The 21,318-nt window shown below is 74.4% G+C and carries 18 protein-coding genes; 7 read left to right on the forward strand and 11 right to left on the reverse strand.

Translation table 11 applies throughout. The annotated features are described in order from the left end of the window. Nucleotides 1–31: 31 nt before the first annotated feature. Nucleotides 32–874 carry a DUF4157 domain-containing protein gene (locus AB0L33_RS14760; RefSeq protein ID WP_365681246.1) on the reverse strand — a complete coding sequence of 281 codons (843 nt, stop codon included), beginning with the start codon at nucleotides 872–874 and terminating at the stop codon, nucleotides 32–34. A gap of 225 nt (nucleotides 875–1,099) precedes the next feature. Between AB0L33_RS14760 and AB0L33_RS14765 the strand changes: the two genes are divergently transcribed. Together AB0L33_RS14765 and AB0L33_RS14770 are read left to right on the forward strand one after the other, a co-directional pair. After that, nucleotides 1,100–1,510, forward strand: coding sequence for a VOC family protein (locus tag AB0L33_RS14765; protein WP_147974155.1), 411 nt, complete (start codon nucleotides 1,100–1,102; stop codon nucleotides 1,508–1,510). An 88-nt stretch (nucleotides 1,511–1,598) separates the two neighbouring features. After that, complete coding sequence (locus tag AB0L33_RS14770; protein ID WP_365681248.1) at nucleotides 1,599–2,738, forward strand: NAD-dependent epimerase/dehydratase family protein; 1,140 nt, start codon at nucleotides 1,599–1,601, stop codon at nucleotides 2,736–2,738. On the opposite strand, the gene AB0L33_RS14775 is transcribed toward AB0L33_RS14770, so the two are convergent. Together AB0L33_RS14775 and AB0L33_RS14780 are read right to left on the reverse strand one after the other, a co-directional pair. Next, complete coding sequence (locus tag AB0L33_RS14775; protein WP_365681250.1) at nucleotides 2,695–3,801, reverse strand: HAMP domain-containing sensor histidine kinase; 1,107 nt, start codon at nucleotides 3,799–3,801, stop codon at nucleotides 2,695–2,697. The two genes, AB0L33_RS14770 and AB0L33_RS14775, sit on opposite strands and share 44 nt — an antisense overlap. Beyond that, complete coding sequence (locus AB0L33_RS14780; protein ID WP_365681252.1) at nucleotides 3,798–4,568, reverse strand: response regulator transcription factor; 771 nt, start codon at nucleotides 4,566–4,568, stop codon at nucleotides 3,798–3,800. Before AB0L33_RS14780 ends, AB0L33_RS14775 begins: the two co-directional genes overlap by 4 nt. Before the next feature lie 124 nt (nucleotides 4,569–4,692). Between AB0L33_RS14780 and AB0L33_RS14785 the strand changes: the two genes are divergently transcribed. The 3 genes from AB0L33_RS14785 to AB0L33_RS14795 are packed head-to-tail and all read left to right on the forward strand — an operon-like array spanning nucleotide 4,693 to nucleotide 6,979. Beyond that, the gene (locus AB0L33_RS14785) at nucleotides 4,693–5,397 is read left to right on the forward strand and encodes a glycosyltransferase family 2 protein (RefSeq protein ID WP_365681254.1); all 705 of its coding nucleotides are present in this window, start codon (nucleotides 4,693–4,695) and stop codon (nucleotides 5,395–5,397) included. Further along, on the forward strand, nucleotides 5,394–6,062 hold the full coding sequence (locus AB0L33_RS14790) for a DUF2064 domain-containing protein (protein WP_365681257.1): 669 nt from the start codon (nucleotides 5,394–5,396) through the stop codon (nucleotides 6,060–6,062). Before AB0L33_RS14785 ends, AB0L33_RS14790 begins: the two co-directional genes overlap by 4 nt. After that, a complete protein-coding gene (locus AB0L33_RS14795) occupies nucleotides 6,059–6,979 on the forward strand; it encodes a class I SAM-dependent methyltransferase (RefSeq protein ID WP_365681259.1) in 921 nt (306 codons plus the stop codon). Before AB0L33_RS14790 ends, AB0L33_RS14795 begins: the two co-directional genes overlap by 4 nt. A 325-nt stretch (nucleotides 6,980–7,304) precedes the next feature. Here AB0L33_RS14795 and AB0L33_RS14800 read toward each other — a convergent pair whose 3' ends face one another. Beyond that, entirely contained in the window at nucleotides 7,305–8,606 is a 1,302-nt protein-coding gene (locus AB0L33_RS14800; protein ID WP_365681261.1) for a molybdopterin-dependent oxidoreductase, read from the reverse strand. Between the two features lie 165 nt (nucleotides 8,607–8,771). Here AB0L33_RS14800 and AB0L33_RS14805 point away from each other — a divergent pair, with 165 nt between their 5' ends. After that, complete coding sequence (locus tag AB0L33_RS14805) at nucleotides 8,772–10,166, forward strand: hypothetical protein (RefSeq protein WP_365681263.1); 1,395 nt, start codon at nucleotides 8,772–8,774, stop codon at nucleotides 10,164–10,166. Nucleotides 10,167–10,178: 12 nt separating this feature from the next. On the opposite strand, the gene AB0L33_RS14810 is transcribed toward AB0L33_RS14805, so the two are convergent. The 7 genes from AB0L33_RS14810 to AB0L33_RS14840 are packed head-to-tail and all read right to left on the reverse strand — an operon-like array spanning nucleotide 10,179 to nucleotide 20,566. Next, entirely contained in the window at nucleotides 10,179–10,787 is a 609-nt protein-coding gene (locus AB0L33_RS14810; protein WP_365681265.1) for an endonuclease, read from the reverse strand. Nucleotides 10,788–10,806: 19 nt separating this feature from the next. Beyond that, on the reverse strand, nucleotides 10,807–11,691 hold the full coding sequence (ligD, locus tag AB0L33_RS14815; RefSeq protein ID WP_365681266.1) for a non-homologous end-joining DNA ligase: 885 nt from the start codon (nucleotides 11,689–11,691) through the stop codon (nucleotides 10,807–10,809). Nucleotides 11,692–11,696: 5 nt separating this feature from the next. Then, entirely contained in the window at nucleotides 11,697–12,701 is a 1,005-nt protein-coding gene (locus AB0L33_RS14820) for an SDR family oxidoreductase (protein WP_365681268.1), read from the reverse strand. After that, nucleotides 12,698–14,488 carry a glycoside hydrolase family 15 protein gene (locus AB0L33_RS14825; RefSeq protein WP_365681270.1) on the reverse strand — a complete coding sequence of 597 codons (1,791 nt, stop codon included), beginning with the start codon at nucleotides 14,486–14,488 and terminating at the stop codon, nucleotides 12,698–12,700. The genes AB0L33_RS14820 and AB0L33_RS14825 overlap by 4 nt, the downstream gene beginning before the upstream one ends. A 23-nt stretch (nucleotides 14,489–14,511) precedes the next feature. Further along, complete coding sequence (locus tag AB0L33_RS14830) at nucleotides 14,512–15,639, reverse strand: enolase C-terminal domain-like protein (protein ID WP_365681272.1); 1,128 nt, start codon at nucleotides 15,637–15,639, stop codon at nucleotides 14,512–14,514. After that, nucleotides 15,636–17,441 carry a thiamine pyrophosphate-requiring protein gene (locus tag AB0L33_RS14835; protein WP_365681274.1) on the reverse strand — a complete coding sequence of 602 codons (1,806 nt, stop codon included), beginning with the start codon at nucleotides 17,439–17,441 and terminating at the stop codon, nucleotides 15,636–15,638. Before AB0L33_RS14835 ends, AB0L33_RS14830 begins: the two co-directional genes overlap by 4 nt. Nucleotides 17,442–17,452: 11 nt before the next feature. Continuing rightward, a complete protein-coding gene (locus AB0L33_RS14840) occupies nucleotides 17,453–20,566 on the reverse strand; it encodes an FAD-linked oxidase C-terminal domain-containing protein (RefSeq protein ID WP_365681276.1) in 3,114 nt (1,037 codons plus the stop codon). Nucleotides 20,567–20,860: 294 nt separating this feature from the next. Here AB0L33_RS14840 and AB0L33_RS14845 point away from each other — a divergent pair, with 294 nt between their 5' ends. Next, nucleotides 20,861–21,187, forward strand: coding sequence for a plasmid stabilization protein (locus AB0L33_RS14845; protein ID WP_365681426.1), 327 nt, complete (start codon nucleotides 20,861–20,863; stop codon nucleotides 21,185–21,187). Nucleotides 21,188–21,318: the final 131 nt, after the last annotated feature.

Here is a 21,318-nt window from a genome sequence, read left to right on the forward strand (position 1 = left end):
CGGAGGGTCAGCCGTCCGTCGTGGCAGCGCTTCAGGCCGGCGCCTCCTCTTCCTCCTCCGGGTTCTTCTCCTCCGCACGTTGCACGAACGAGCCCTGGACGTCGGCAGGTTGCTCGTCCTCGTCCTCCGTGGCAGCCCGCTGGACGGCGGGCGCCGCCGCGGAGGGCGCGGTGCTGGGGGCCGCCTGGGGGGCCGGGGCCGGGTCGGAGAGCACCCGGTCGGCGTTGGCGACGGCCTCGCGTTCGAAGCGGTCGGAGGGGTCGCTGACCCGGATGCCGCCGGGCGCCTCGGTGCCCTCGACGGGCCCGCTGCGCTGCTGGATGACGTGGGTCAGTTCGTGCGCCAGCGTCGTCCGGCCCTGGGGCGAGGACGGGTCGTAGGCGTCGCGCTGGAAGACGACGTTGTTGCCCACGGTGTAGGCGTGCGCGCCGACGCCCTTCGCCGATTCGTGCGCGGCCGAGTCGTTGTGGATGCGTACGTCGGAGAAGTCGGCGCCCATCCGGTTCTCCAGGTCCACCCGGGTCTCGGTGTCGAGTGGGGTGCCGCCGCCGGAGGAGATGACGTCGTGCACGGGTGAGCGCGGCTCCGCCTCGTCGGCCTGCTCGGGGGCCGCGGCCCGGGCGCGCTGGATCACGGGGCCGAGCGCGGCGTTGCCGACGGTGCGCTGGAGGGCCCCCATGCCCGACGTGCCCACCACATCGGTGCGGCCGGTGGCGGCGGCCCGGAAGAGGTGGTGGGCGCCGGTGGCGGCCGGCGCCTCCGCCGGCGCGTCGTGCAGGTGGCCGGCCGGCAGCCGCTCGTGGTCCTCCCCGGTCTCCAGGGGCTGCACGTGGTGCTCGTGGTCGTGTTCGTGGTCCTGTGCGTTCACCGTCATCTCCCCTGACCGCACCGGGGCGGTCGCGGCGGACCGCCCGCTCCTGCCGGCCTTCCACCCTGGGGGAGGTGTCGCTGCCCCGTCCAGCCCGGCCCTGTCCGGTGCGGGGCACGGCGGGGTGCCTCTTCGGGCAGCGGGCCGGTCCGGAAGGCCCCGGGCCCCGGGGCGGGTAACCGGTCAGGATTCGAGAAGCGCGGTGGTGGCCCGCTGCCTAGCATGATCCTCATGGACATCACCATTCACACCAGCTTCCTTCCGCACGACGATCCGGAGGAGTCCCTCGCGTTCTACCGCGACACGCTCGGCTTCGAGGTCCGCAACGACGTCGGCCAGGGCAAGATGCGCTGGATCACCGTCGGCCCGAAGGACCAGCCGAGCACGTCGATCCTGCTGGCGCCGCCGGCCGCGGACCCGGGGATCACGGACGACGAGCGCCGCACCATCACGGAGATGATGGCGAAGGGCACGTACGGCTGGATTCTGCTCGCCACCCGCGACCTGGACGCCACCTTCGAGAAGGTGCAGGCCGGTGACGCGGAGGTGGTCCAGGAGCCGACCGAGCAGCCGTACGGCATCCGCGACTGCGCGTTCCGCGACCCGGCGGGCAACCTGGTCCGCATCCAGGAACTGCGCTAGGCGTGCCTTGCCGCCGAAGGCTTACGGTCCCGTGACGTGCCGCCGCCGAAGCGCGTGACGGGGCCTTGCGCGTCCTAGCGTGGCCCGCATGCGCGTACTTGTCACCGGCGGTGCCGGGTTCATCGGTTCGGAGATCGTCCGCGGTCTCACCTCGGCCGGGCACGAGGCGGTGGTGCTCGACGCACTGCTCCCCTCGGCGCACGGCCCTTCCGCGCACCGCCCGGCCGGGGGTGACGACGGGCGGCTGATCGTCGGGGACGTGCGGGACCGCGCGGTGGTGGACCGGGCGCTGCGCGGAGTCGACGCGGTGTGCCACCAGGCGGCGATGGTCGGCCTGGGCAAGGACTTCGCGGACGCCCCGGAGTACGTGGGGTGCAACGACCTGGGCACCGCCGTCCTGCTCGCGGCGATGGCCGGGGCCGGGGTGCGGAGCCTGGTGCTCGCCGGGTCGATGGTGGTGTACGGCGAGGGCCGTTACGCGTGCCCGCGCCACGGGACCGTCCGCCCCGGCCCCCGGGACCCGGCCGACCTGGCAGCGGGCCGCTTCGAACCGCGCTGCCCCGACTGCGGGGCGGCACTGGTGCCCGGGCTCGTCGGGGAGGACGCGCCGGCCGACCCGCGCAATGTGTACGCGGCGACCAAGCTGGCGCAGGAGCACCTGGCCGCGTCCTGGGCGCGGGCGACGGGAGGGAGCGCCGTCGCGCTGCGCTACCACAACGTGTACGGGCCCGGCATGCCCCGTGACACGCCGTACGCGGGTGTCGCGTCGTTCTTCCGGTCGGCGCTGGCCCGGGGCGAGGCGCCGCGCGTCTTCGAGGACGGCGGGCAGCGGCGCGACTTCATCCACGTACGGGACGTGGCCGCCGCGAACACGGTGGCGCTGGAGGCCGCCGGCGCCCGCGCTCCCGGGAGCTTCGCGGCGTACAACACCGGCAGCGGCGAGCCGCACACGATCGGCGAGATGGCCGGGGCCCTGGCGGCGGCCCACGGCGGGCCGGACCCGGTGGTGACCGGTGAGTTCCGGCTCGGGGACGTGCGTCATGTGACGGCGGACTCGCGGCGGCTGCGCGAGGAGCTGGGCTGGCGGGCGGAGGTGGGGTTCGCCGAGGGCATGGCCGGCTTCGCGGCGGCGCCGCTGCGGGAGGCCGGGGCGGGGCTGACCGTCCGAGGCACCCGACAGGCGCTCACGCCAGGGGCAGGGTCACCTCGAAGCAGCAGCCGCCGGTGACGTTGCGGACCTCCGCCCGCCCGGCGTGGGCCTCGACGATGCCGCGCACGATGGCGAGTCCGAGGCCCGCGCCCGCCGGTGGGGTGCGGGCGTGGCTGCCGCGCCAGCCGGTGTCGAAGACCCTCGGCAGGTCCTCCTCCGGGATGCCGCCGCAGCCGTCGGTCACCGAGAGGACGACTCCGTCCGGCGCGCGGTGTGCCGCGACGGCGACCGTGCCGTCGGCGGGCGTCCGGCGGATCGCGTTGATCAGCAGGTTGCCCAGGACGCGGCTCATCTCCTTGCCGTCCACCTCCACGGGCACCTCCTCGATCCGCCCGCCGACCAGCCGCACCCCGTGCTCGCGGGCGAGCGGGTCCGCCCCGGCGAGGGCGTCGCCCACCAGGTCGTAGACGGAGACGCGGGTCGGGGTCAGCGCGAGCGAGCCCGCGTGGATGCGGGAGAGCTCGAAGAGGTCGCCGACCATGTCGTTCATCCGCTCGACCTCGGTACGGATCTGGCGCAGATAGCGCGGCGCGTCGACGGCCACGCCGTCCTCCAGGGCCTCGGACATGGCGCGCAGCCCGGCGAGGGGCGTGCGCAGGTCGTGGGAGATCCAGGCGACGAGTTCGCGCCGCGAGGTCTCCAGGGCGCGTTCCCGCATCCGTGAGCTGTCCAGCTTGGCGCTGGTGGCGGCGAGTTCGCGGGTGAGCGCGGCCAGTTCGGCGGTGGCCGGGGCCTCGGGCGCGGCGAAGGTGCCGCCGTCACCGAAGGAGCGGGCGGCGAGGGTCAGTTCGCGGCTGCGGGCGGCGACCCAGCGGCCGAGCAGCATCGCCGTGACGAGGGAGACGACGGCGGCCATGGCGACGACGGTCGTGACCACGGTCAGGTCGTGCGGGGACAGGAACATCGCCCAGGCGACGGCGAGGGTTCCGGCGAGCATCGCGGTGACGGCCACGGCGGCCACGATGCTCAGCGAGACGACGAGCGGGCGGTGCCGGGTGAGGCGCAGCGCGAACGCCCCGAGCAGTCCCGCGGCGGCGGCGCCGAGGAAGGCGAACAGGGCGATGAGGAGCGTGTCGGTCATGACGCGGCTCCGGCAGCGGCAGGCAGGTCGAGGCGGTAGCCGACGCCCCAGACCGTACGGATCAGCTCGGGGTGGGCCGGGTCGGCCTCGACCTTCCCGCGCAGCCGCCGCACGTGCACGGTGACGGTGGACAGGTCCCCGAAGTCCCAGCCCCAGACCTCGCGCATCAGCTCCTCCCGGGTGAAGACCCGGCCCGGGTGGCGCAGGAGGAAGGCCAGCAGGTCGAACTCGCGGAGCGTGAGGGCCAGCCCGGCACCCCGGCAGGTCGCGCTCCGGGCCGCCGGGTCGAGCACGAGCCCCGCACCCTCCAGCAGCCGGGGCTGTCCGGCGGGGGCCGCCGTCGCCCTGGCGCGCCGCAGCACGGAGTCGACCCGCAGGACCAGCTCGCGCGGGCTGAACGGTTTGGTGACGTAGTCGTCCGCGCCGGTTTCGAGACCGAGGATGCGGTCGTCCTCGTCGCCGCGGGCGGTGAGCATGATGACCGGGACCGGCCCGTGGGCCCGCATGCGGCGGCAGACCTCGAACCCGTCCATGCCGGGGAGCATGAGGTCGAGGACAGCCAGGTCCGGCCGCCGGGCGTCGTAGAGGGCGAGAGCGGCCGGTCCGTCCGCCGCGCGGGCGACGTCGTAACCGGCGGCGGTCAGGTAGCCCGCGACGACTTCGGCGACGGTCGGGTCGTCGTCCACGACGAGGACGTGACCGCGCGCCGGGGCGGCGGGTGCCCCGCCCGCGGGGACGGGTGGCGGTGTGTCCGGGGGCGTCTGCATGGGACCACCCTGGCACCCGGGGCGGCGGGGCCGGAAACGCCGTCGGGCCGGTGGCGGGCGACGTCCACGTTTCGTAAGAATCCAAAGCCCGAAATGCCGGTTTTCGCTCCGTAGGGTGAGCCGGGTGATCCTTCCTTCCGATGACCCAGGCCACCGCGCCGACATCGTCCTTCCCTGTCTCGACGAGGCCGCGGCCCTGCCCGGTGTGCTGGCCCGGGTGCCCCGGGGCTGGCGGGCGATCGTGGTGGACAACGGCTCGACCGACGGCTCCGCGGAGGTGGCCCGCGCGCTGGGCGCGACCGTGGTGCACGAGCCCCGGCGCGGCTTCGGCTCCGCCTGCCACGCGGGGCTGCTCGCCAGTGAGGCGGAGTTCGTCTGCTTCTGCGACTGCGACGGCTCGCTGGACCCCGCGCTCCTCGCGGACTTCGTACGCCGGGTGGCCGGGGGCGAGTGCGATCTGCTGCTCGGGCGGCGGCGCCCCCGGGAGCGCGGCGCCTGGCCGCTGCACGCGCGGGCGGGCAACACGGCCCTGTCGCACCTGCTGCGGCGCCGGACCGGGCTGCGGCTGCGCGACCTGGGTCCCCTGCGCGCCGGACGCCGCGCGGATCTGCTGGCGCTCGGGCTCACCGACCGGCGCAGCGGGTACCCGTTGCAGATGGTGGTGCGGGCGGCCGACGCGGGGCTCAGGGTGGCCGAGACCGACGTCCCGTACCTCGCGCGTACCGGGAAGTCGAAGGTCACCGGGACCTGGCTGGGCACCTGGCACGCCGTCCGTGACATGCGGGCCGTGCTGGCCGAGCCGCCGGTCCCGGCGGGGGTGCCGCGGTGAGCGCGGGGGTGCCCGGACCCGGGCCGGCCGGCGCGACGACCGTACTGGTCATCGCGAAGGAGCCGCTGCCCGGGCGGGTCAAGACCCGGCTCACCCCGCCCTTCTCCCCCGCCGAGGCCGCGCGCCTCGCACGGGCGGCACTCGCCGACACCCTGCACACCGTCCTGGCCCTGCCCGCCGCCCGGCGCGTCGTCGTCCTGGAGGGGGCGCCCGGGCCGTGGCTGCCGCCGGGCATCGAGGTCGTGAAGCAGGGGGCGGGCGGGCTGGACGAGCGGCTGGCCGCCGCGTTCGGGGCGTGCACCGGACCGGCCCTGCTGATCGGGATGGACACCCCGCAGATCACGGTGGCCGATCTGGCGCCCGCCCTGGGTCCCGGGGCCTGGGACGGGTGCGACGCCTGGTTCGGCCCGGCGGCGGACGGCGGTTTCTGGGCGCTGGGCCTGGCGGAGCCGGACCCCGGGCTGCTGCGCGGGGTGCCGATGTCCGTGCCGGAGACGGGTGCGGTGCAGCGGGCCCGGCTGACCGCCGCCGGGCTGACCGTGCGCGATCTGCCCCGGCTGCGGGACGTGGACACGGCGGCCGACGCGGCGGAGGTCGCCGCGCTCGCCCCGGACGGCCGGTTCGCCGCCGAGCTGGCCCGGACGCGCGGGACGGCCGTCCGATGAGCCGAGCCGACCGGGGTCGCAACGTGCTGGTCCACCCGCCCGCGGACCCGGACGCCGGACGGGCGGGCGTGGAGCCCGGGCGCACGGAGCCGGACACCGGTCGCACGCCCCGGGCCACCGCACCGCAGGCCGCGCCGCCCCGGGCCCTCGGACGTCCGGACGCCGACGCGTGGGGCACCGACCCGTACGCCAACGCCCTGCGCAACGGGCACGGGCCGCTGTTCCTGCGCCGCACGGACGGCTGGCTGCTGCCCCTGGACGTCGAGCGCTGGTGCGCCGGGGCCGACGCGGCGGACCTGTCGGCGCTGCGCCGCTGCGAGGGACCGGTCCTGGACGTCGGGTGCGGGCCCGGGCGGCTGGTCGCCGCACTGGCGGCGCGCGGCCACCGCGCCCTCGGCATCGACGTCAGCGAGGTAGCCGTCGCCCGGACCGTCCGGCTCGGCGGGTACGCCCTGCGCCGGTCCGTCTTCGACCCGCTGCCCGGCGAGGGCCGCTGGGGCACCGTGCTGCTCGCCGACGGCAACATCGGCATCGGCGGCGACCCGGACCGGCTGCTGCGGCGGGCGGCTGAACTCCTCGCGCCCGGCGGCCTCCTCATCGCCGAGACCGTGCCGCAGGACCTGGACGAGCGGGTCCGGGTGCGGCTGGACGACGGTCGCGGCGTGGACGGCGGCGGGGCGGACGGGCTCTTCCCGTGGGCGCGGCTCGGCTCATCCGCTCTGCTGGGGTACGCCCGTCCGCACGGGCTGCGGGCCGAAGGTCAGTGGGAGGCGGACGGCCGCACCTTCGTCGCCCTGCGCCGGAGCCGGAGCGTCCGGACCGCGAACCAGAGCGCCGACAGCAGGAACAGCGCGGCCGTGGTCAGCAGCCAGTTCCCCAGGAACACATCGGGGGACAGCCCGCTCGCCGGCTCGTAGCGCCTCGGCCGCGTGATCAGCGGAAACCACACGAGGAGCAGCAGCCCGGACAGGAAGGCCGGCACCCGTACGTAGTTGACGGAGGCCGGCCGCCGCCTTCCCGGGCCGCGGCGCAGCGCCAGGTCCGCTGCCGCGTACAGGGGGACGAGCATCAGGTCGTGGACGAGGGCCGCGCCCACGAACCACACGGTGACCCCGAGCCAGTCGCCGGACAGCAGGCGCACGCCCGCGTATCCGGCGAGCGCGAAGGACGCGGCCAGCAGGACGAGGTGCAGGGGCCCGGCTCCGTAGCGGCGGCGCAGGAAGGCACGGGGGCCGGTGGCGTTCACAGTTCTCCGAAGGTCAGCCGGGCCACCCATTTGGTGTTGAGCACCCCGGGGGCGGCGGGGACGATGATCCGGGCCGGGTATCCGTGGTCGGGTGACAGGTCCTCGCCATTGACCTGGAGCGCCAGCAGTGAGCGTGGGTCGCGCACCTGGTTGTCCCGGAGCGCGGCCCGGCGGAAGGGGCCGCTGCGCTGAAGGGATTCCACCAGCACCCCGGGCGGCCGGTCCGGATAGCCGGCGAGGGCCGCGAGGTCGCTCAGCCGTACGCCGCGCCACCACTGGTCCGAGGTGGACCAGCCCTCCACACAGGCGATGGGCAGGGCCGCGCTGTGCTGGTCCATGGCCAGCAGCTGTTCCCGGCTGAGGCGCAGGTCGCCGGCCGGACCGCTGACGGTGAGCCACCAGCCCTCGCCGGTGTCGGCGGTGGTGATCCCGACGGCGGCGGCGGTCTTGTTGATCTGGAAGCCGTTCGGGCCGGACCCGGGTTCGGCGGCACCGCGCGGGGTGAGCACGGCGAGGCGGCGCAGGGGCCCGTCGAAGCTCCGGCCGGCCGAGGTGACCAGCAGGAGCAGCGAGCCCGCGCCCACCATGGCGAGGGCCCCGCGCCGGGACAGGGTCGGCGGGGCCGGGGCGGGTGATTCCAGTGCGTCGCCGGGGACCGGCCCGTTCAGTCCGCCCGTCCGCAGCACCCGTACGGCCTGTGGGGTGCGCAGTGCGGCGTGGGCGAGGAAGGCCGCGAAGAACACCCATGCCCCGTAGAAGTGCAGTGGGTAGAAGGAGCCGGGGAACAGGTACTCCAGCTGGATGTTGAGCAGCCCGGTCACGAACTCGAAGAGAGCCCCGCCCACCAGCAGGAGCAGCGAGATCCGCTCCAGGGCGTGCGCGAGGGACCGGGCCGGTGGCAGGGCGAAGAGCCGGGGCACCACGGACCAGAGCTTGGCCAGCAGCACGGGGACGAGGACGATGCCCACGGTGACGTGGAGCCCCTGCGTCAGCCGGTAGAGCCAGTGCGGCGAGGTGGGCCAGGGGAAAAGGTAGAAGCCGAGCAGCCCCTTGTCCGGCGTCTTGTCGTTGACCGGGGCGAGACCCGGGTTGTACGCGGCGTACGACAGCAGGCCGGTCACGAAGAGCAGCGTGATCCCGGCGAGCAGGACCAGCCCGAGCACGGCGGTGAACGGCACGCCGCGCACGGGGCTGCGCCAGAAGCCGGGTGCCGTCGGCAGCCGTTCGAGGAGCGCGGCGGCGCGGGGCCGGGAGGAGGTCGTGGAGGGTGTCGGAGCGTTCCGACGGCTGTCGCCCATGGGCCCGACGCTATGCCCGTGGACTGCGCGGCCGGCGGGTGCGACTCCTGACGAAACGGTGACGTCACCCCGGCGAACGTACGGCGCCGGCGGTGGATCTGACGGTTGTGTGACGCGCCCGGCCGGTACCCGCCTTCGCGGTGTTCCGGTGCGTACGGTGCCTGCGTGAAGACCGAGGACCGCATCGAGCCCCGTACCGAACGCGCCACCGCCCGGGGCTCCGGGCAGCGCTGGGATCTGGTGGCCGCCGGGGCGGGGGTGGTGCTCGTGGTGGCCGCCGCACTGGGCGGGCGGGCCATCGAGGACTACGCGCGAACGCTGTACGTGCACTGGCCGCCGCTCCTCGCGTCCTGGTACCCGCACACGGGTCCGGGGACGGTGGCCGCTCCGGCCGTGGCCGTGGCCGCGATCGCGTACGGGCCGCTCCTCGCCCGACGGCTGCGTTGGCGGTCCCTGCTCCTGGCGGTCTACGCCTCCTCGCTGGCGTGGATCCTCTCGCTGGCGCTGATCGACGGCTGGGGCCGCGGGATCGCCGAGCGGCTGACCACCAAGCACGAGTACCTGCGGGTCATCGACCGCTTCGACGACATCGGCGCCGCGCTGCGCACGTTCGACGCGCACATCCTGCTCGACGCGCCGGACAACTGGCCCGCCCATGTCGCCGGTCATCCGCCGGGCGCCACGCTCACCTTCGTGCTGCTGGACCGGGCCGGTCTCGGGGGCGGCGCCTGGGCCGGTGTCTGGTGCATCCTGACCGGCGCTTCCGCCCTGCTCGCCGTGCTGGTCACGGTGCGGGCCCTGGCGGGTGAGGACCTCGCCCGGCGTGCGGCGCCGTTCCTCGTCCTGTCCCCGGTCGCGGTCTGGGCCGGGACCTCGGCGGACGGCTACTTCGCGGCGGTGGCCGCCTGGTCCGTAGCCCTGCTGGCCCTGGCGGCGACGCGCACGGTGCGCGCTCCGGGGGCCGCGGCCCTGGGCGCGGGACTCCTCTACGGCTGGGTCTGCTACCTGAGTTACGGGCTGCCGCTGATCGCGTTGCTGCTCCTGGCCGTTCTGGTGCTCGTCCGCACCGCGCGTCCGCTGCCGCTCGCGCTGCTCGGGGCCCTGGTGGCCCCGGTCGCCTTCACGGCGGCGGGCTTCAACTGGTGGGAGGCGTACCACGTACTCGTGGAGCGCTACCACCAGGGCGCGGGCGGGTTCCGGCCGTACGGGTACTGGGTGTGGGCGAACCTGGCGTGCACCGTGATCGCGGTGGGCCCGGCGACGGTCGCGGGGCTGCGCCGCACCTTCGCGGGTGTGCCGGGTGCCGTACGCGGGCTGCGCGGCGGGGTGGCGAGCGCGCCGGACCGGCTGGTTCCGCTGGTGCTCGTGGCACTGTTCCTGCTGCTGGCGGCCGATCTCTCGGGCATGAGCAAGGCGGAGACCGAGCGGATCTGGCAGCCGTTCATGGTCTGGCTGCTCCCCGCGGCGGCCCTGCTGCCCGACCGGGGACGAAGGGGCTGGCTCGCCGCCCAGGCGGTGGTGGCCCTCGCCGTCAACCATCTGCTCTGGACGGGCTGGTGACGGCGGGGCCGGTCATTCGAGCCCGGACCGGACCAGTGCTGCGGCCAGCCGGGGCAGATCCTCGTCGGCGACGAGTCCGGCCAGCTTCTGCGGCTCGCGCGGCAGCCCGAGCTCTCCGGCCGCGTCCTGGGCGCGCTTGTCGAAGGCGGGGCGCAGCTCGGGCCACAGCCCCTGGGCCTCGCGGCTGAAGATGTCGGCGCCGACGGGCCCGATCCGGGGGAACTCCGTGAGCAGTTCGCGGAGCTTGGCCGGGTCCCCGTCGGCTTCCGCGCGGAGCCTCCGCAGGTCTCCGTGGTACCGGTCGAGTGCGAGCTGGGCGCCCTCGCCGAGCGCGGTGGCGGTGCTCTCGTCGTAACGCCGGTAGTGGGCGCGGACCAGCGCGTCCACGCGGTCCTGCCAGGACGCCTCCACCATGGCGTGCGGTGTGCGCAGCCCCGCGGCGAAGAGTTCGCGGGCGGCGGCCACCGCCATGCCGGCCTTGATGGGGACCGAGAACAGGGCGCACAGGGTCAGCAGTTGGTACAGCGGCATGGGTGTGTCGCGGAGCCGGATGCCGGCTTCCTCGGCGTAGGTCTGCCCGTGCTCGTCCAGCAGGTTCCGTACGGTCGTGGCTCTGGACATGGTCGTTCTCCGTTCGGTGCTAGGCGTTCGGCGCGTCGAGCAGGGCGCGGGCCCGGCCGAGGGAGCGGGGCCGTGGGGGGTGGTGCCAGGGGTTCCGGTCGGCGAGCTCTTCGGCGTCGCGCAGGGTCCAGCGGCGGGCGTCGAGCGCCGGGTCTTCGACGTCTTCCCAGGCCAGCGGTGCGGCGACGGGGGCTCCGGGGCGGGCCCGGACCGCGTAGGGCGTGACGGCGGTCTGGGCGTAGGCGTTGCGCTGGACGTCCAGGTAGAGGCGGCCGCCACGGGCCTGCTTCCGGGCCTCGGTGGTGAAGCGGTCGGGGTGCCGGGTGACGAGCGCGTCGGCGACCGCGCGGGCGAAGGCCCGTACGGCGTCGAAGTCGTCGCGGCGGTCGAGCGCCACCACGACGTGGAGTCCGCGCGAGCCCGTGGTCATGACGAGGGACGGGAGTTCCAGCTCGTCCAGGAGCCCGTGCAGGCCGAGGGCCGCCTCGCGTACCGGGGCGAAGTCGTCGCCGGGCGGGTCGAGGTCGAAGACCATCCGGTCGGGGTGGTGGGGCCGGTCGGCGCGGGAGAGGAAGCGGTGCGGGGTGATGCTCGCCTGTCCGGCGAGGTAGACGAGCGTGGCGGTGTCGTCGGCGATCGGGTAGGTGACGGTGCCGTCCTCCTTGGGGAGTTCGACGCGGTGGATCCAGTCGGGGAAGTGGCCGGGCACGTCCTTCTGCATGAAGCCGTGGCCGCCGATGCCGTCGGGGAAGCGTTCCAGCATGAGGGGCCGGTCCCTCAGGTGGGGCAGCATGCGGCGGGCCACCGTGCGGTAGTAGCCGGCGAGGTCGGCCTTGGTGATGCCGTCGTCGGGGAAGAGGACCTTGTCCGGGCGGCTGATCTCCGGGATCTTCCGCGTGGTCATGTGCCTCACCGGCCCTTGGCCGCGCGCAGGCCCAGGGCCGTCGCGCCGGAGAGGGCACCGGCGGCGACGACCGCGGCGAGGGCGGGGTGCCGGGACGCCCACAGCTGCGGGTCGCGCCGGTGGGACTCCCGGTCGAAGGTGCCGTGCGCCCCGTGGTCGGTGCCGTCGTCCACCGGCTGCCAGAGGTTGTGCTCGCGGTTGCCTTCGCCGGCGTTCCCGGACTGCTGGGAGTCGAAACCGGTACGCGCGAGGTAGCGGTCGAGGAGGCCCGCCGCGAACTTGTTGGCGACGAGGGTGGCGACGGTGCTGGAGCCCACGTAGTACTGCTTGCGGCCCGGGTGGTCGGCGGCGTGCAGCACGGCCTCGGCGGCGACTTCGGGCTGGTAGATCGGCGGTACGGGCTGCGGATTGCCGCGTACGCGGGAGAGGACCCAGGAGAACTGCGGGGTGTTGACGGCGGGCATCTGGACCACGGTGACCCGGATGCCGCTGCCCCGGTGCATGAGTTCGGTGCGCAGGGAGGAGGTGAAGCCGTTGATGGCGTGCTTGGCCCCGCAGTATGCCGACTGGAGCGGGATGGACCGCTCGCCGAGTGCCGAGCCGACCTGGATGATCGTTCCGGTGTCGCGCGGGGTCATGTGTGTGAGGGCGGCCCGGGTGCCGTTGACGAAGCCGAGGTACGTGACCCGGGTGACCCGCTCGTACTCCTCGGGTTCGATCTCGGTGAAGGGCGCGAAGACCGAGGTGAAGCCGCAGTTGACCCAGACGTCGATCCGGCCGAACGCGTGCACCGCCTCGGCCGCCGCGGCCTCGACCGCGCGGTGGTCGGCCACGTCCACGGGAACGGCCAGCGCGCGTCCCCCGGCCTCCTCGACCTCGCGGGCGGCAGCGTCGAGACCCGCCCGGCCCCGGGCGAGCAGGGCCACGTCGGCCCCGCGCGCCCCGAAGGCCCGGGCCACCGCCCGGCCGATTCCGGCGCTCGCTCCTGTGATGACGACGCTCTGGCTCACGGTGCTTCTCCTTCGGTGGGGGCCGGTGCGGCCAGGCGGACGGAGGTTTCGAGCAGCAGCGCGTGGACGAACGCCTGCGGGAGGTTGCCGCGCAGCTGCCGCTGACCGATGTCGTACTCCTCGGTGAACAGACCCGGTGGCCCGCAGGCCGCCCGGTTGCGTTCGAACCAGCGCACCGCCTCCCACTCGTTGCCCTGCTGGTGCTCGGCGAGCGCCATCAGGTAGCCGCACAGCAGGAACGCGCCCTCGGCCTCGGCCGGCGGGCGTTCGTCGTGCCGGAAGCGGTACGCGTAGTGGTCGTGGGTCAGCTCGGCGCGGTAGGCGTCGAGGGTGCGGACGGTCCGGGGGTCGCGTACGCCGGTCCCGCCCCGGATCGCGGGCATCAGCAGGGCCGCGTCGAGTCCGGGATCGTCGGGCGCGCGCTGCCAGCGCCCGGTGGGGTGGGTGCTGGTGGCCGCCGTCCGGGCGAGGAGCGTGTCGGCCAGCCCGGCCCAGGAGGCCGCCTGGGCGCAGGGGACGTCGGCGGCCAGGGCGCGCAGGCCCGCCGCGCAGATGAGCCTGCTGTGCGTCCAGGCCCGGTCGTCCAGCTCCCAGATGCCCGCGTCCGGCTCGTGGTGGCGCCGTTCGATGGCCGCGACCGCGATGTCCGCGGCGCGCCGCCCGTCGGGCCCGAGCCGCCCGGTCCGGGCCGCGGCGGCGAACAGGAGCAGCGCCTCGCCGAACGCGTCGAGCTGGAACTGCCGGTTGACGTGGTTGCCGATGCGGTCGCCACCGCCCGGATAGCCGGGGAGCGGCAGCGCCTCCTGGTCCGGTACGGGTGCGCCGGTGACGGTGTAGGCGGGGGCGAGGCGGGGGCCGTCCTCGTGGAGGCGGGCGGCGACGAAGCGGACGGCGTCGTCGGTCAGCCGGTGCGCACCGGCCGCCGCCGCGGCCTGCCCGGCGTAGCACTGGTCCCGGATCCAGACGTACCGGTAGTCGTAGTTGCGGCCCGCTTCGGCGCGTTCGGGGAGGCTGGTGGTGGCCGCGGCGACCATGCCGCCCGAGGCGCTGGTGAGGCCGCGCAGCACGGTGTGGGCGTGGCGTGCGTCGTCGGGGGCGAGGCAGTCGGGCAGCGGCTCGGCGGCCCGGGCCCAGGCGTATTCGGTGGCGTGCCAGGCGCGGTCCGGGTCCACCGGCCCGGCGAGCCGTTCGGCGTCATCGGACAGTTCGAGGACGAGGTCGTGATGGCCGCCCGCCGGTACGGTCAGCTCCGCCGCCAGTCCGGTGCGGTGGCCGTCCCGGACGGGGCGCGCCGCTTCGGCACCGGTCCACCGCCAATGGAGGGGGCCGGTGCGGCCGGTCCACACCCCGGACCGCGCGCGCCGCACGTCCCGCGACCGGTGCGTGCCGAAGTCCGCGTGCGGTTCGAGGCGTACGGTGACCCGGGCGTCGCCCTCCACCGCGTGGATGCGGCGCAGCAGGACGGCGCGCCGCGGGTCGCCGGGAAAGGCCAGGGCCTCGCGGCACTCGATGACACCGGTGGTGGTGACCCAGCGGTTGCGCCAGACCAGCGTCCCGGCCTCGTAGAAGCCGCCCCACGCGAAGCGCTCGGTGGGCGTGACGGTGTAGTGGCCGGGGCCGCCGATGAGGGCGGCGAAGACGGCACCGGAGTCCCAGCGCGGCGCGCACAGCCAGGCGATGTCGCCCTGGGGGCCGATGAGCGCGCCGCGCTCCCCGTCGGCGATCAGGGCGTACTCGCGCAGTACGTGCGGCGGCGGGTTGTCGGGCGGTGGGGTCGGGCGGGTCATGCGCCTCCTCATGGGTCCTGCGGTCACCTGACGCGGTGGCGTTCCGCGGCCCGGGCGCGGAATTCCAGGCCGTGTTCGGGGGCGCCGGAGGCTCCGGGGCGTACGGTGCCGCCTGCCGGGTCGAGCGTCCCGTCGAAGAACAGTTCCTCGATGCGGACGTGGTCGTGGAACCACTCCAGGTGGCGGAGGTTGGGTACGGCCGCCGCGGCGTGGGCGTGGACGTGCGGGGCGCAGTGCCCGGAGAGGTCGAGACCGGCCGCCTCGGCGAGCGCGGCGGCGCGGAGCCAGACGGTGATGCCGCCGCAGCGGGTGACGTCGGCCTGGAGGCAGTCCACGGCTCCGGCGGTGATCAGCTGCCAGAAGTACGGCAGGGCGTACCCGTACTCACCGGCCGTCACATCGGCCGTCGTGGCCGCCCTGATCCGGGCGAGCCCGGCCGGGTCGTCCGAGGACACGGGCTCCTCGTACCAGGTCACCCCGTGCTCCTCGAAGCAACGCGCCACGCGGACGGCCTGTTTGCGGGTGTAGGCCCCGTTGGCGTCGACGTACAGCTCGGTGCCGTCCCCGATGCTGCGGCGGGCCTTCGCGACGCGGTCCAGGTCGCGCGGCTCCTCGCGCCCCCAGGACTCCCCGATCTTGATCTTGACGCGGGGGATGCCCCGGGTCTCCGCCCAGCCGCGCAGCTGACGGTCCTGCTGAGCGTCGTCGTACGGGGTGAAGCCGCCGCTGCCGTAGACGGGGACCTCCTGGGCGGTGGCGCCGAGGAGCCGGGTCAGCGGCAGGTCCAGGAGGCGGGCCTTGAGGTCCCAGAGGGCGATGTCCACGGCGGACAGGGCCTGGGCGACGAGGCCGGGGCGCCCGGCGTTGCGGACGGCCCGGCTCATGGCCTCGTTGGCGGCGGGCACGTCCCAGGCGCTGCGGCCCGTGACGACCCCGGCGAGCAGTTGGCCGACGGCCGCGGCGGTGGCGGGCGCCCCGTAGGTGTAGCCGAGGCCGCTCGTCGGGCCCGCGCCCACCCGGACCAGGACGAGCGTGGTCTCGTCCCAGGCCAGGGTGCCGTCGCCCTCGGGGGCGTCGGTGGGCACGGTGTAGACGGCGGTCTCCACCCGGTCGATCAGGGGGGCGTCCGCGCCGCCGGGGCGGGGGGTCATGTGTCCGAGGGCCCGTCGTGGTGGCCGGGCAGCATCTCCTGGACCTTGGCCTTGAAGCCCTGCCGCAGCACGGCTCCCCGGTCGCTGTCCCCCTTGGCCAGGGAGAGCGCGGCGGCCTCGATCTGGTCCAGGTCGGCGTGCGGCGGGATGGGGGGAACGGCCGGGTCGGTCCGGAAGTCGATGACGAACGGCCGGTCGCAGGCGAGCGCCCGGTGCCAGGCGTCCTCGACCTGGCCGGGCTTCTCGACGCGTACGCCGTCCAGGCCGACCGAGCGGGCGAAGTCGGCGTAGCGCACGTCGGGCAGGGACTGGGAGGGCAGGAACTGCGGGGCGCCGGACATGGCGCGCATCTCCCAGGTGACCTGGTTCAGGTCCTCGTTGTTGAGGACGGCGACGACCAGGCGCGGATCGTCCCACTCACGCCAGTACTTGGCGACGGTGATGAGCTCCGCCATGCCGTTCATCTGCATCGCCCCGTCACCCACGATCGCGATGGCGGGCCGGCCGGGGTGGGCGAACTTGGCGCCGATGACGTACGGCACACCGGGACCCATCGTGGCGAGCGTGCCGGAGAGGGAGCCGCGCATGTTGCCCCGGAAGCGCAGGTGCCGGGCGTACCAGTTGGCGGCGGAGCCGGAGTCGGCGGCCACGACGGCGTCGTCCGGCAGGAGGGCGTCGAGCGCGTGCACGACGTACTCGGGGTTGACGGGGTCGGCATCGACCTTGGCCCGGCGCTGCATGACCTCCCACCACTTGGCGGTGTCCTTCTCGATCTTCTTGCGCCAGGAGCCGTGCTTCTTGCGCTTGAGGCGTGGCAGCAGGGCGTCCAGCGTGGCGGCGGCGTCGCCCACGAGGTTGACCTCGAAGGGATAGCGCAGACCGATCATGAAGGGATCGATGTCGATCTGGACCGCGCGCGCCTGGTCGAGTTCGGGCAGGAACTGGGTGTACGGGAAGCTGGAGCCGATCACGAGCAGGGTGTCGCAGCCCTGCATCAGCTCGTAGCTGGGCCGGGTGCCGAGCAGCCCGATGGACCCGGTCACGTACGGCAGGTCGTCGGGGAGGACGTCCTTGCCGAGCAGCGCCTTGGCGACGCCCGCGCCCAGCACCTCGGCCAGCCGCTCGACCTCGGCGCGTGCGCCCCGCGCTCCCTGCCCGATGAGGATGGCCACCTTCTCGCCCGCGTTCAGCACCTCGGCGGCACGGGCGATGTCGTCGTCGGCGGGGACGGGCGCGGACATGCTCGCGCCGAGGCTGGAGGGGACCATCTTGAAGGCGTGGGTGGGCGGCGAGTAGTCCAGTTCCTGGACGTCCGCCGGAATGATCACCGCGGTCACGGTGCGTTTGGCGTACGCGGTGCGCATGGCGCGGTCGATGACGTTGGGCAGCTGTTCGGGGACGGTGACCATCTCGCAGAACTCGGAGGCGACGTCCTTGTAGAGGCTGAGCAGGTCCACCTCCTGCTGGTAGGAGCCGCCCATGGCGCTGCGGTTGGTCTGGCCGACGATCGCGACGACGGGTACGTGGTCCAGCTTGGCGTCGTACAGGCCGTTGAGCAGGTGGATCGCTCCGGGGCCCGAAGTCGCCGCGCAGACACCGGCCTTGCCGGAGAACTTGGCGTAGCCGACCGCCTGGAAGGCCGCCATCTCCTCGTGCCGGGCCTGGACGAACTTCGGCTTGTTCTCCGCCCTCCCCCAGGCGGCGAGCAGTCCGTTGATCCCGTCGCCGGCGTAGGCGAAGACGTGGTCGACGTCCCATTCGCGCAGGCGCTGAAGGACGTAGTCGGAGACCTTGGTGGCCATGGTTCCCTCTCCTATCGGTGGTGCGTGCTGGACCGGTTCCGGCGCAACGCGGCGTACGCGGCCGTGCCGAGCGCGGTCAGTGCGGTGAGCGCGGCGCCCGTCACCAGCCGGCTCGCGGCCGGGGCGGGGCGGGCGGGTCGGGCAGTGGCCCTCTCCGGGTGGTCGGCGGGCAACGGCCCGTCGAGTCCGAGCGCGAGCGCTTCGGCCAGGTGCATGGCGCGGCGGCCCGTGCCGCCCTGCTCGATCTGCGTGCGGCAGCTGAATCCGTCGGCGACGACCAGGGCATCGGGTGCGGCGCCCCGGACGGCGGGCAGGACGCCCTGTTCGCCGATGTCCATGGACAGGTCGTAGTGGCCGCGTTCGAAGCCGAAGTTGCCGGCGAGGCCGCAGCAGCCCTCGTCCAGGACCTCGGCGTCGAGCCCGGCGCGCCGCATGAGTTCGCGGTCGGCGTCGAACTTGGTGACGGCGTGCTGGTGGCAGTGCGTCTGCACGGTGGCCCGCCGGGTGAGGACGGGTGGCCGCCAGCCGTCGGGGGCGTCGTTCACCAGGAGTTCGGCGAAGGTGCGGAACTGGCCGGCGAGGCGCTGGATGTCCTGGTCGTGCGGCATCAGCTCCGGCGCGTCGGACCGGAAGACGGCCGTGCAGGACGGCTCCAGGCCGACGACCGGGGTGCCGGCCTCGATCCACGGCCGCAGGACCTCTGCGGTCCGGCGCAGCACCTTCTTCGCGGTGGCGGGCTGCCCGGTGGAGATCCAGGTGAGCCCGCAGCACACGGCCTGCTCGGGGACGGCGACCCGGAAGCCGGCGTCTTCCAGGACCCGGACCGCGGAACGGGCGATGCCGGGGTGGAAGGAGGAGGTGAAGGTGTCCGGCCAGAGCACCACGGTCCGGGCGTCCGCCGGATCGGGCTCGCGCAGGCCGCGCGCCCGCCACCACTGGACGAACGACTCCTCGGCGAACGCAGGCGGCTGCCGCTCGTCGGCGACCCCGGCGACCCGCTTGGCGAGGCGTCGGAGCCCCGGGGCGTCGAGCGCGGCGTTGACCATGCGCGGTGCGATGCGGGAGAGCCGGGCCCACAGGGGCAGCCAGCCCAGCGAGTAGTGGGCGGTGGGGCGCAGCCGGCCCGCGTAGTGGTGGGCCAGGAATTCGGACTTGTACGTGGCCATGTCGACGCCCACCGGGCAGTCGGACTTGCAGCCCTTGCAGGCGAGGCAGAGGTCGAGCGCGTCGCGGACCTCGACGGAGCGCCAGCCGTCGGTGACGGGCGTGTCCTGGTGCCCGCCCAGCATCTCGAAGAGCAGCCGGGCCCGCCCCCGGGTGGAGTGTTCCTCCTCGCCGGTCGCCCGGTAGGAGGGGCACATCACGCCCCCGCTGTGGGAGCGGCAGTTGCCGATGCCGACGCAGCGCATCACGGCCCGGTCGAAGGAGCCCTCGTCGTCCGGGTAGTGGAAGTGGCTCTCGTCGTTCGCGGGCCGCCAGTCCGGGCCGAGCCGCAGGTTCTCGTCGGTGCGGTACGGGTCGGTGACCTTGCCGGGGTTCATCCGGTTGTCCGGGTCGAGGAGCGCCTTGACCTCGCCGAACGCGGCGACGAGCCGTTCACCGTACATCCGGGGCAGCAGCTCGCCGCGCGACTGCCCGTCCCCGTGCTCGCCGGAGAGCGATCCGCCGTACGAGACGACCAGGTCGGCGGCCCGGAACAGGAACTTCCGGAAGGAGGCGACCCCCTCCGCGGTCTTGAGCCCGAAGGGGATGCGGGTGTGCACGCAGCCCTGCCCGAAGTGACCGTAGAGGGAAGGGTGGTCGTAGTCGAACTCGGCGAAGAGGTCCTTCAGGTCGCGCAGGTAGTCGCCGAGCCGTTCGGGCGGCACGGCGGAGTCCTCCCAGCCCTCCCAGGTCTCCCGTCCGTCCGGCGGCCGGGCGGTCACGCCGAGCCCGGCCTCCCTGGCCTTGAGCATCCGGCGCTCGCGCGGCGGGTCGTCGGAGAAGGTCACCGCGGGGTCGTCCTCGTCGCGGCCGAGCGCCTTCAGCAGGTCGTGCGCCTGCCGGTCCACGTCCTCCTGGGTGTCCCCGCTGAACTGGAGCAGCAGCCAGCTGTCGCCCTCCGGGAAGGTGGCCAGGGAGGCGACGTGGCTGTCCTCCTCGCGCATGAGCTGCGCCATCCGGCCGTCCAGCGCCTCCAGCTGGGTCGGGGAGCTGTGTTCCAGCAGGTGCGGCACGTCGTCGGCCGCCGCGCAGATGTCGGGGTAGCCGAGGACGAGCATCGCCTCGTGGGGCGGGACGGGGACCAGGTCGAGCTCGGCGCGCAGGACGGTGACGAGGGTGCCTTCGCTGCCGACGAGGGCGCGGGCCAGGTCGAAGCCCTTCTCGGGCAGCAGCGCGTCGAGGTTGTAGCCGGACACCCGGCGCGGGATGGCGGGGAAGCCCTGGCGGACGTCGGCCAGATGCGCGTCGATGATCCGGCGCAGCCCCTGGTACACCTCGGCGCGGCGACCGCCCGCTGCGACGATCTCCGCGAACTCCTCGTCGGAGGTGGGGCCCACCCAGCAGCGCAGCCCGTCGTAGGTGAGGATCTCCAGCCGTCGCACGTTGTCGACGGTCTTGCCGTACGCCTGCGCGGACGCGCCGCAGGAGTTGTTGCCGATCATTCCGCCCAGCGAGCAGTGGCTGTGCGTCGAAGGTTTCGGGCCGAACCGCAGACCGCGGTCCGCCAGCTGCCGGTTCAGTTCGTCCAGCACGATGCCGGGCTCCACCACACAGGTGCGGGCGGCCTCGTCCACGGAGAGCAGGCGGTGGCAGTACTTCGTCCAGTCGATGACGACGGCGGTGTTGGTGCACTGCCCGGCGAGGCTGGTCCCGCCGCCCCTGGACAGCACCGGCACGCCGTGCCGGGCGCAGACGGCGACCGCCTCGGCGCCCGCGTCCACCGTGCGGGGGACGACGACGCCGATGGGCACCTGCCGGTAGTTGGAGCCGTCGGTCGCGTAGGCGCCCCTGCTGCCCGCGTCGAAGCGGATCTCGCCGTCGACGCGTCGTTCCAGCTCGCGGCGGAGGGCCGTCGGGCTCGGCGCCGGGTCCGTGCCCGTGTTGTGCTGCCCGTCCGCCGGGGCGTTCCCTCCCGTGATCATCCGCTGTTCCTCCTCATCGTCCGGCGCGCGGGCCCGGGTGGCCGGGCCTCGCAGTGACCCCGGTACCCGAAGTCGGCGGGTTCACTGGTAGGCGTCGCGGTGACTGCCCCCGATCGGCCCCGCGGAACCGGTCGGCCGGGCGTACGGGCCGGGCGTGGCGTCACCCGAGCGCGCGACCCGGTGGGCGGGCCCGTCGCGGCAGTGCCATGTTTCGGACGTGGCCTCCCGGCAACCCGGGTGGTGACCCCGGACCGGGCCCGAGTGGCCGAGGACGACAGCGAGGAGGACGACGCCATGCCGGCAGGATCGAGCCCCAAGCGTGAGCGGCAGTACGAGCACGTCAAGGAGAGCGCGGAGAAGCGCGGCACCTCCGAGAAGCGTGCCAAGGAGATCGCCGCCCGCACGGTGAACAAGGAGCGTGCCCGCTCCGGCGAGTCGAAGACGGCGAGCAGGACGTCCACGCGCGACCCCAAGTCGGCCTCGCAGCGCGGCGGCGAGCGCTCGCACAAGGGGGCGCAGGGCCGTACGAAGGACCAGCTGTACGAAGAGGCGAAGAAGAAGAACATCGAGGGCCGCTCCACGATGAACAAGGAGCAGCTTCTGAAGGCCGTCGGCCGCTGAGTCACCGGGGTGCGGCCGGAACCTTTGTGGGCGGGCCCCGCCGGCCCCGCCCCAATGGTGCCGCCCGGGGGGGGGGGCCCACCCCATGGGAACGGGCGAGCGGGCCGGGGCCGGCGCGGCGTCGCCCCCCC

It is taken from the genome of Streptomyces sp. NPDC052299 (assembly GCF_040679335.1).
In the GTDB taxonomy this organism is placed as follows: Bacteria; Actinomycetota; Actinomycetes; order Streptomycetales; family Streptomycetaceae; genus Streptomyces.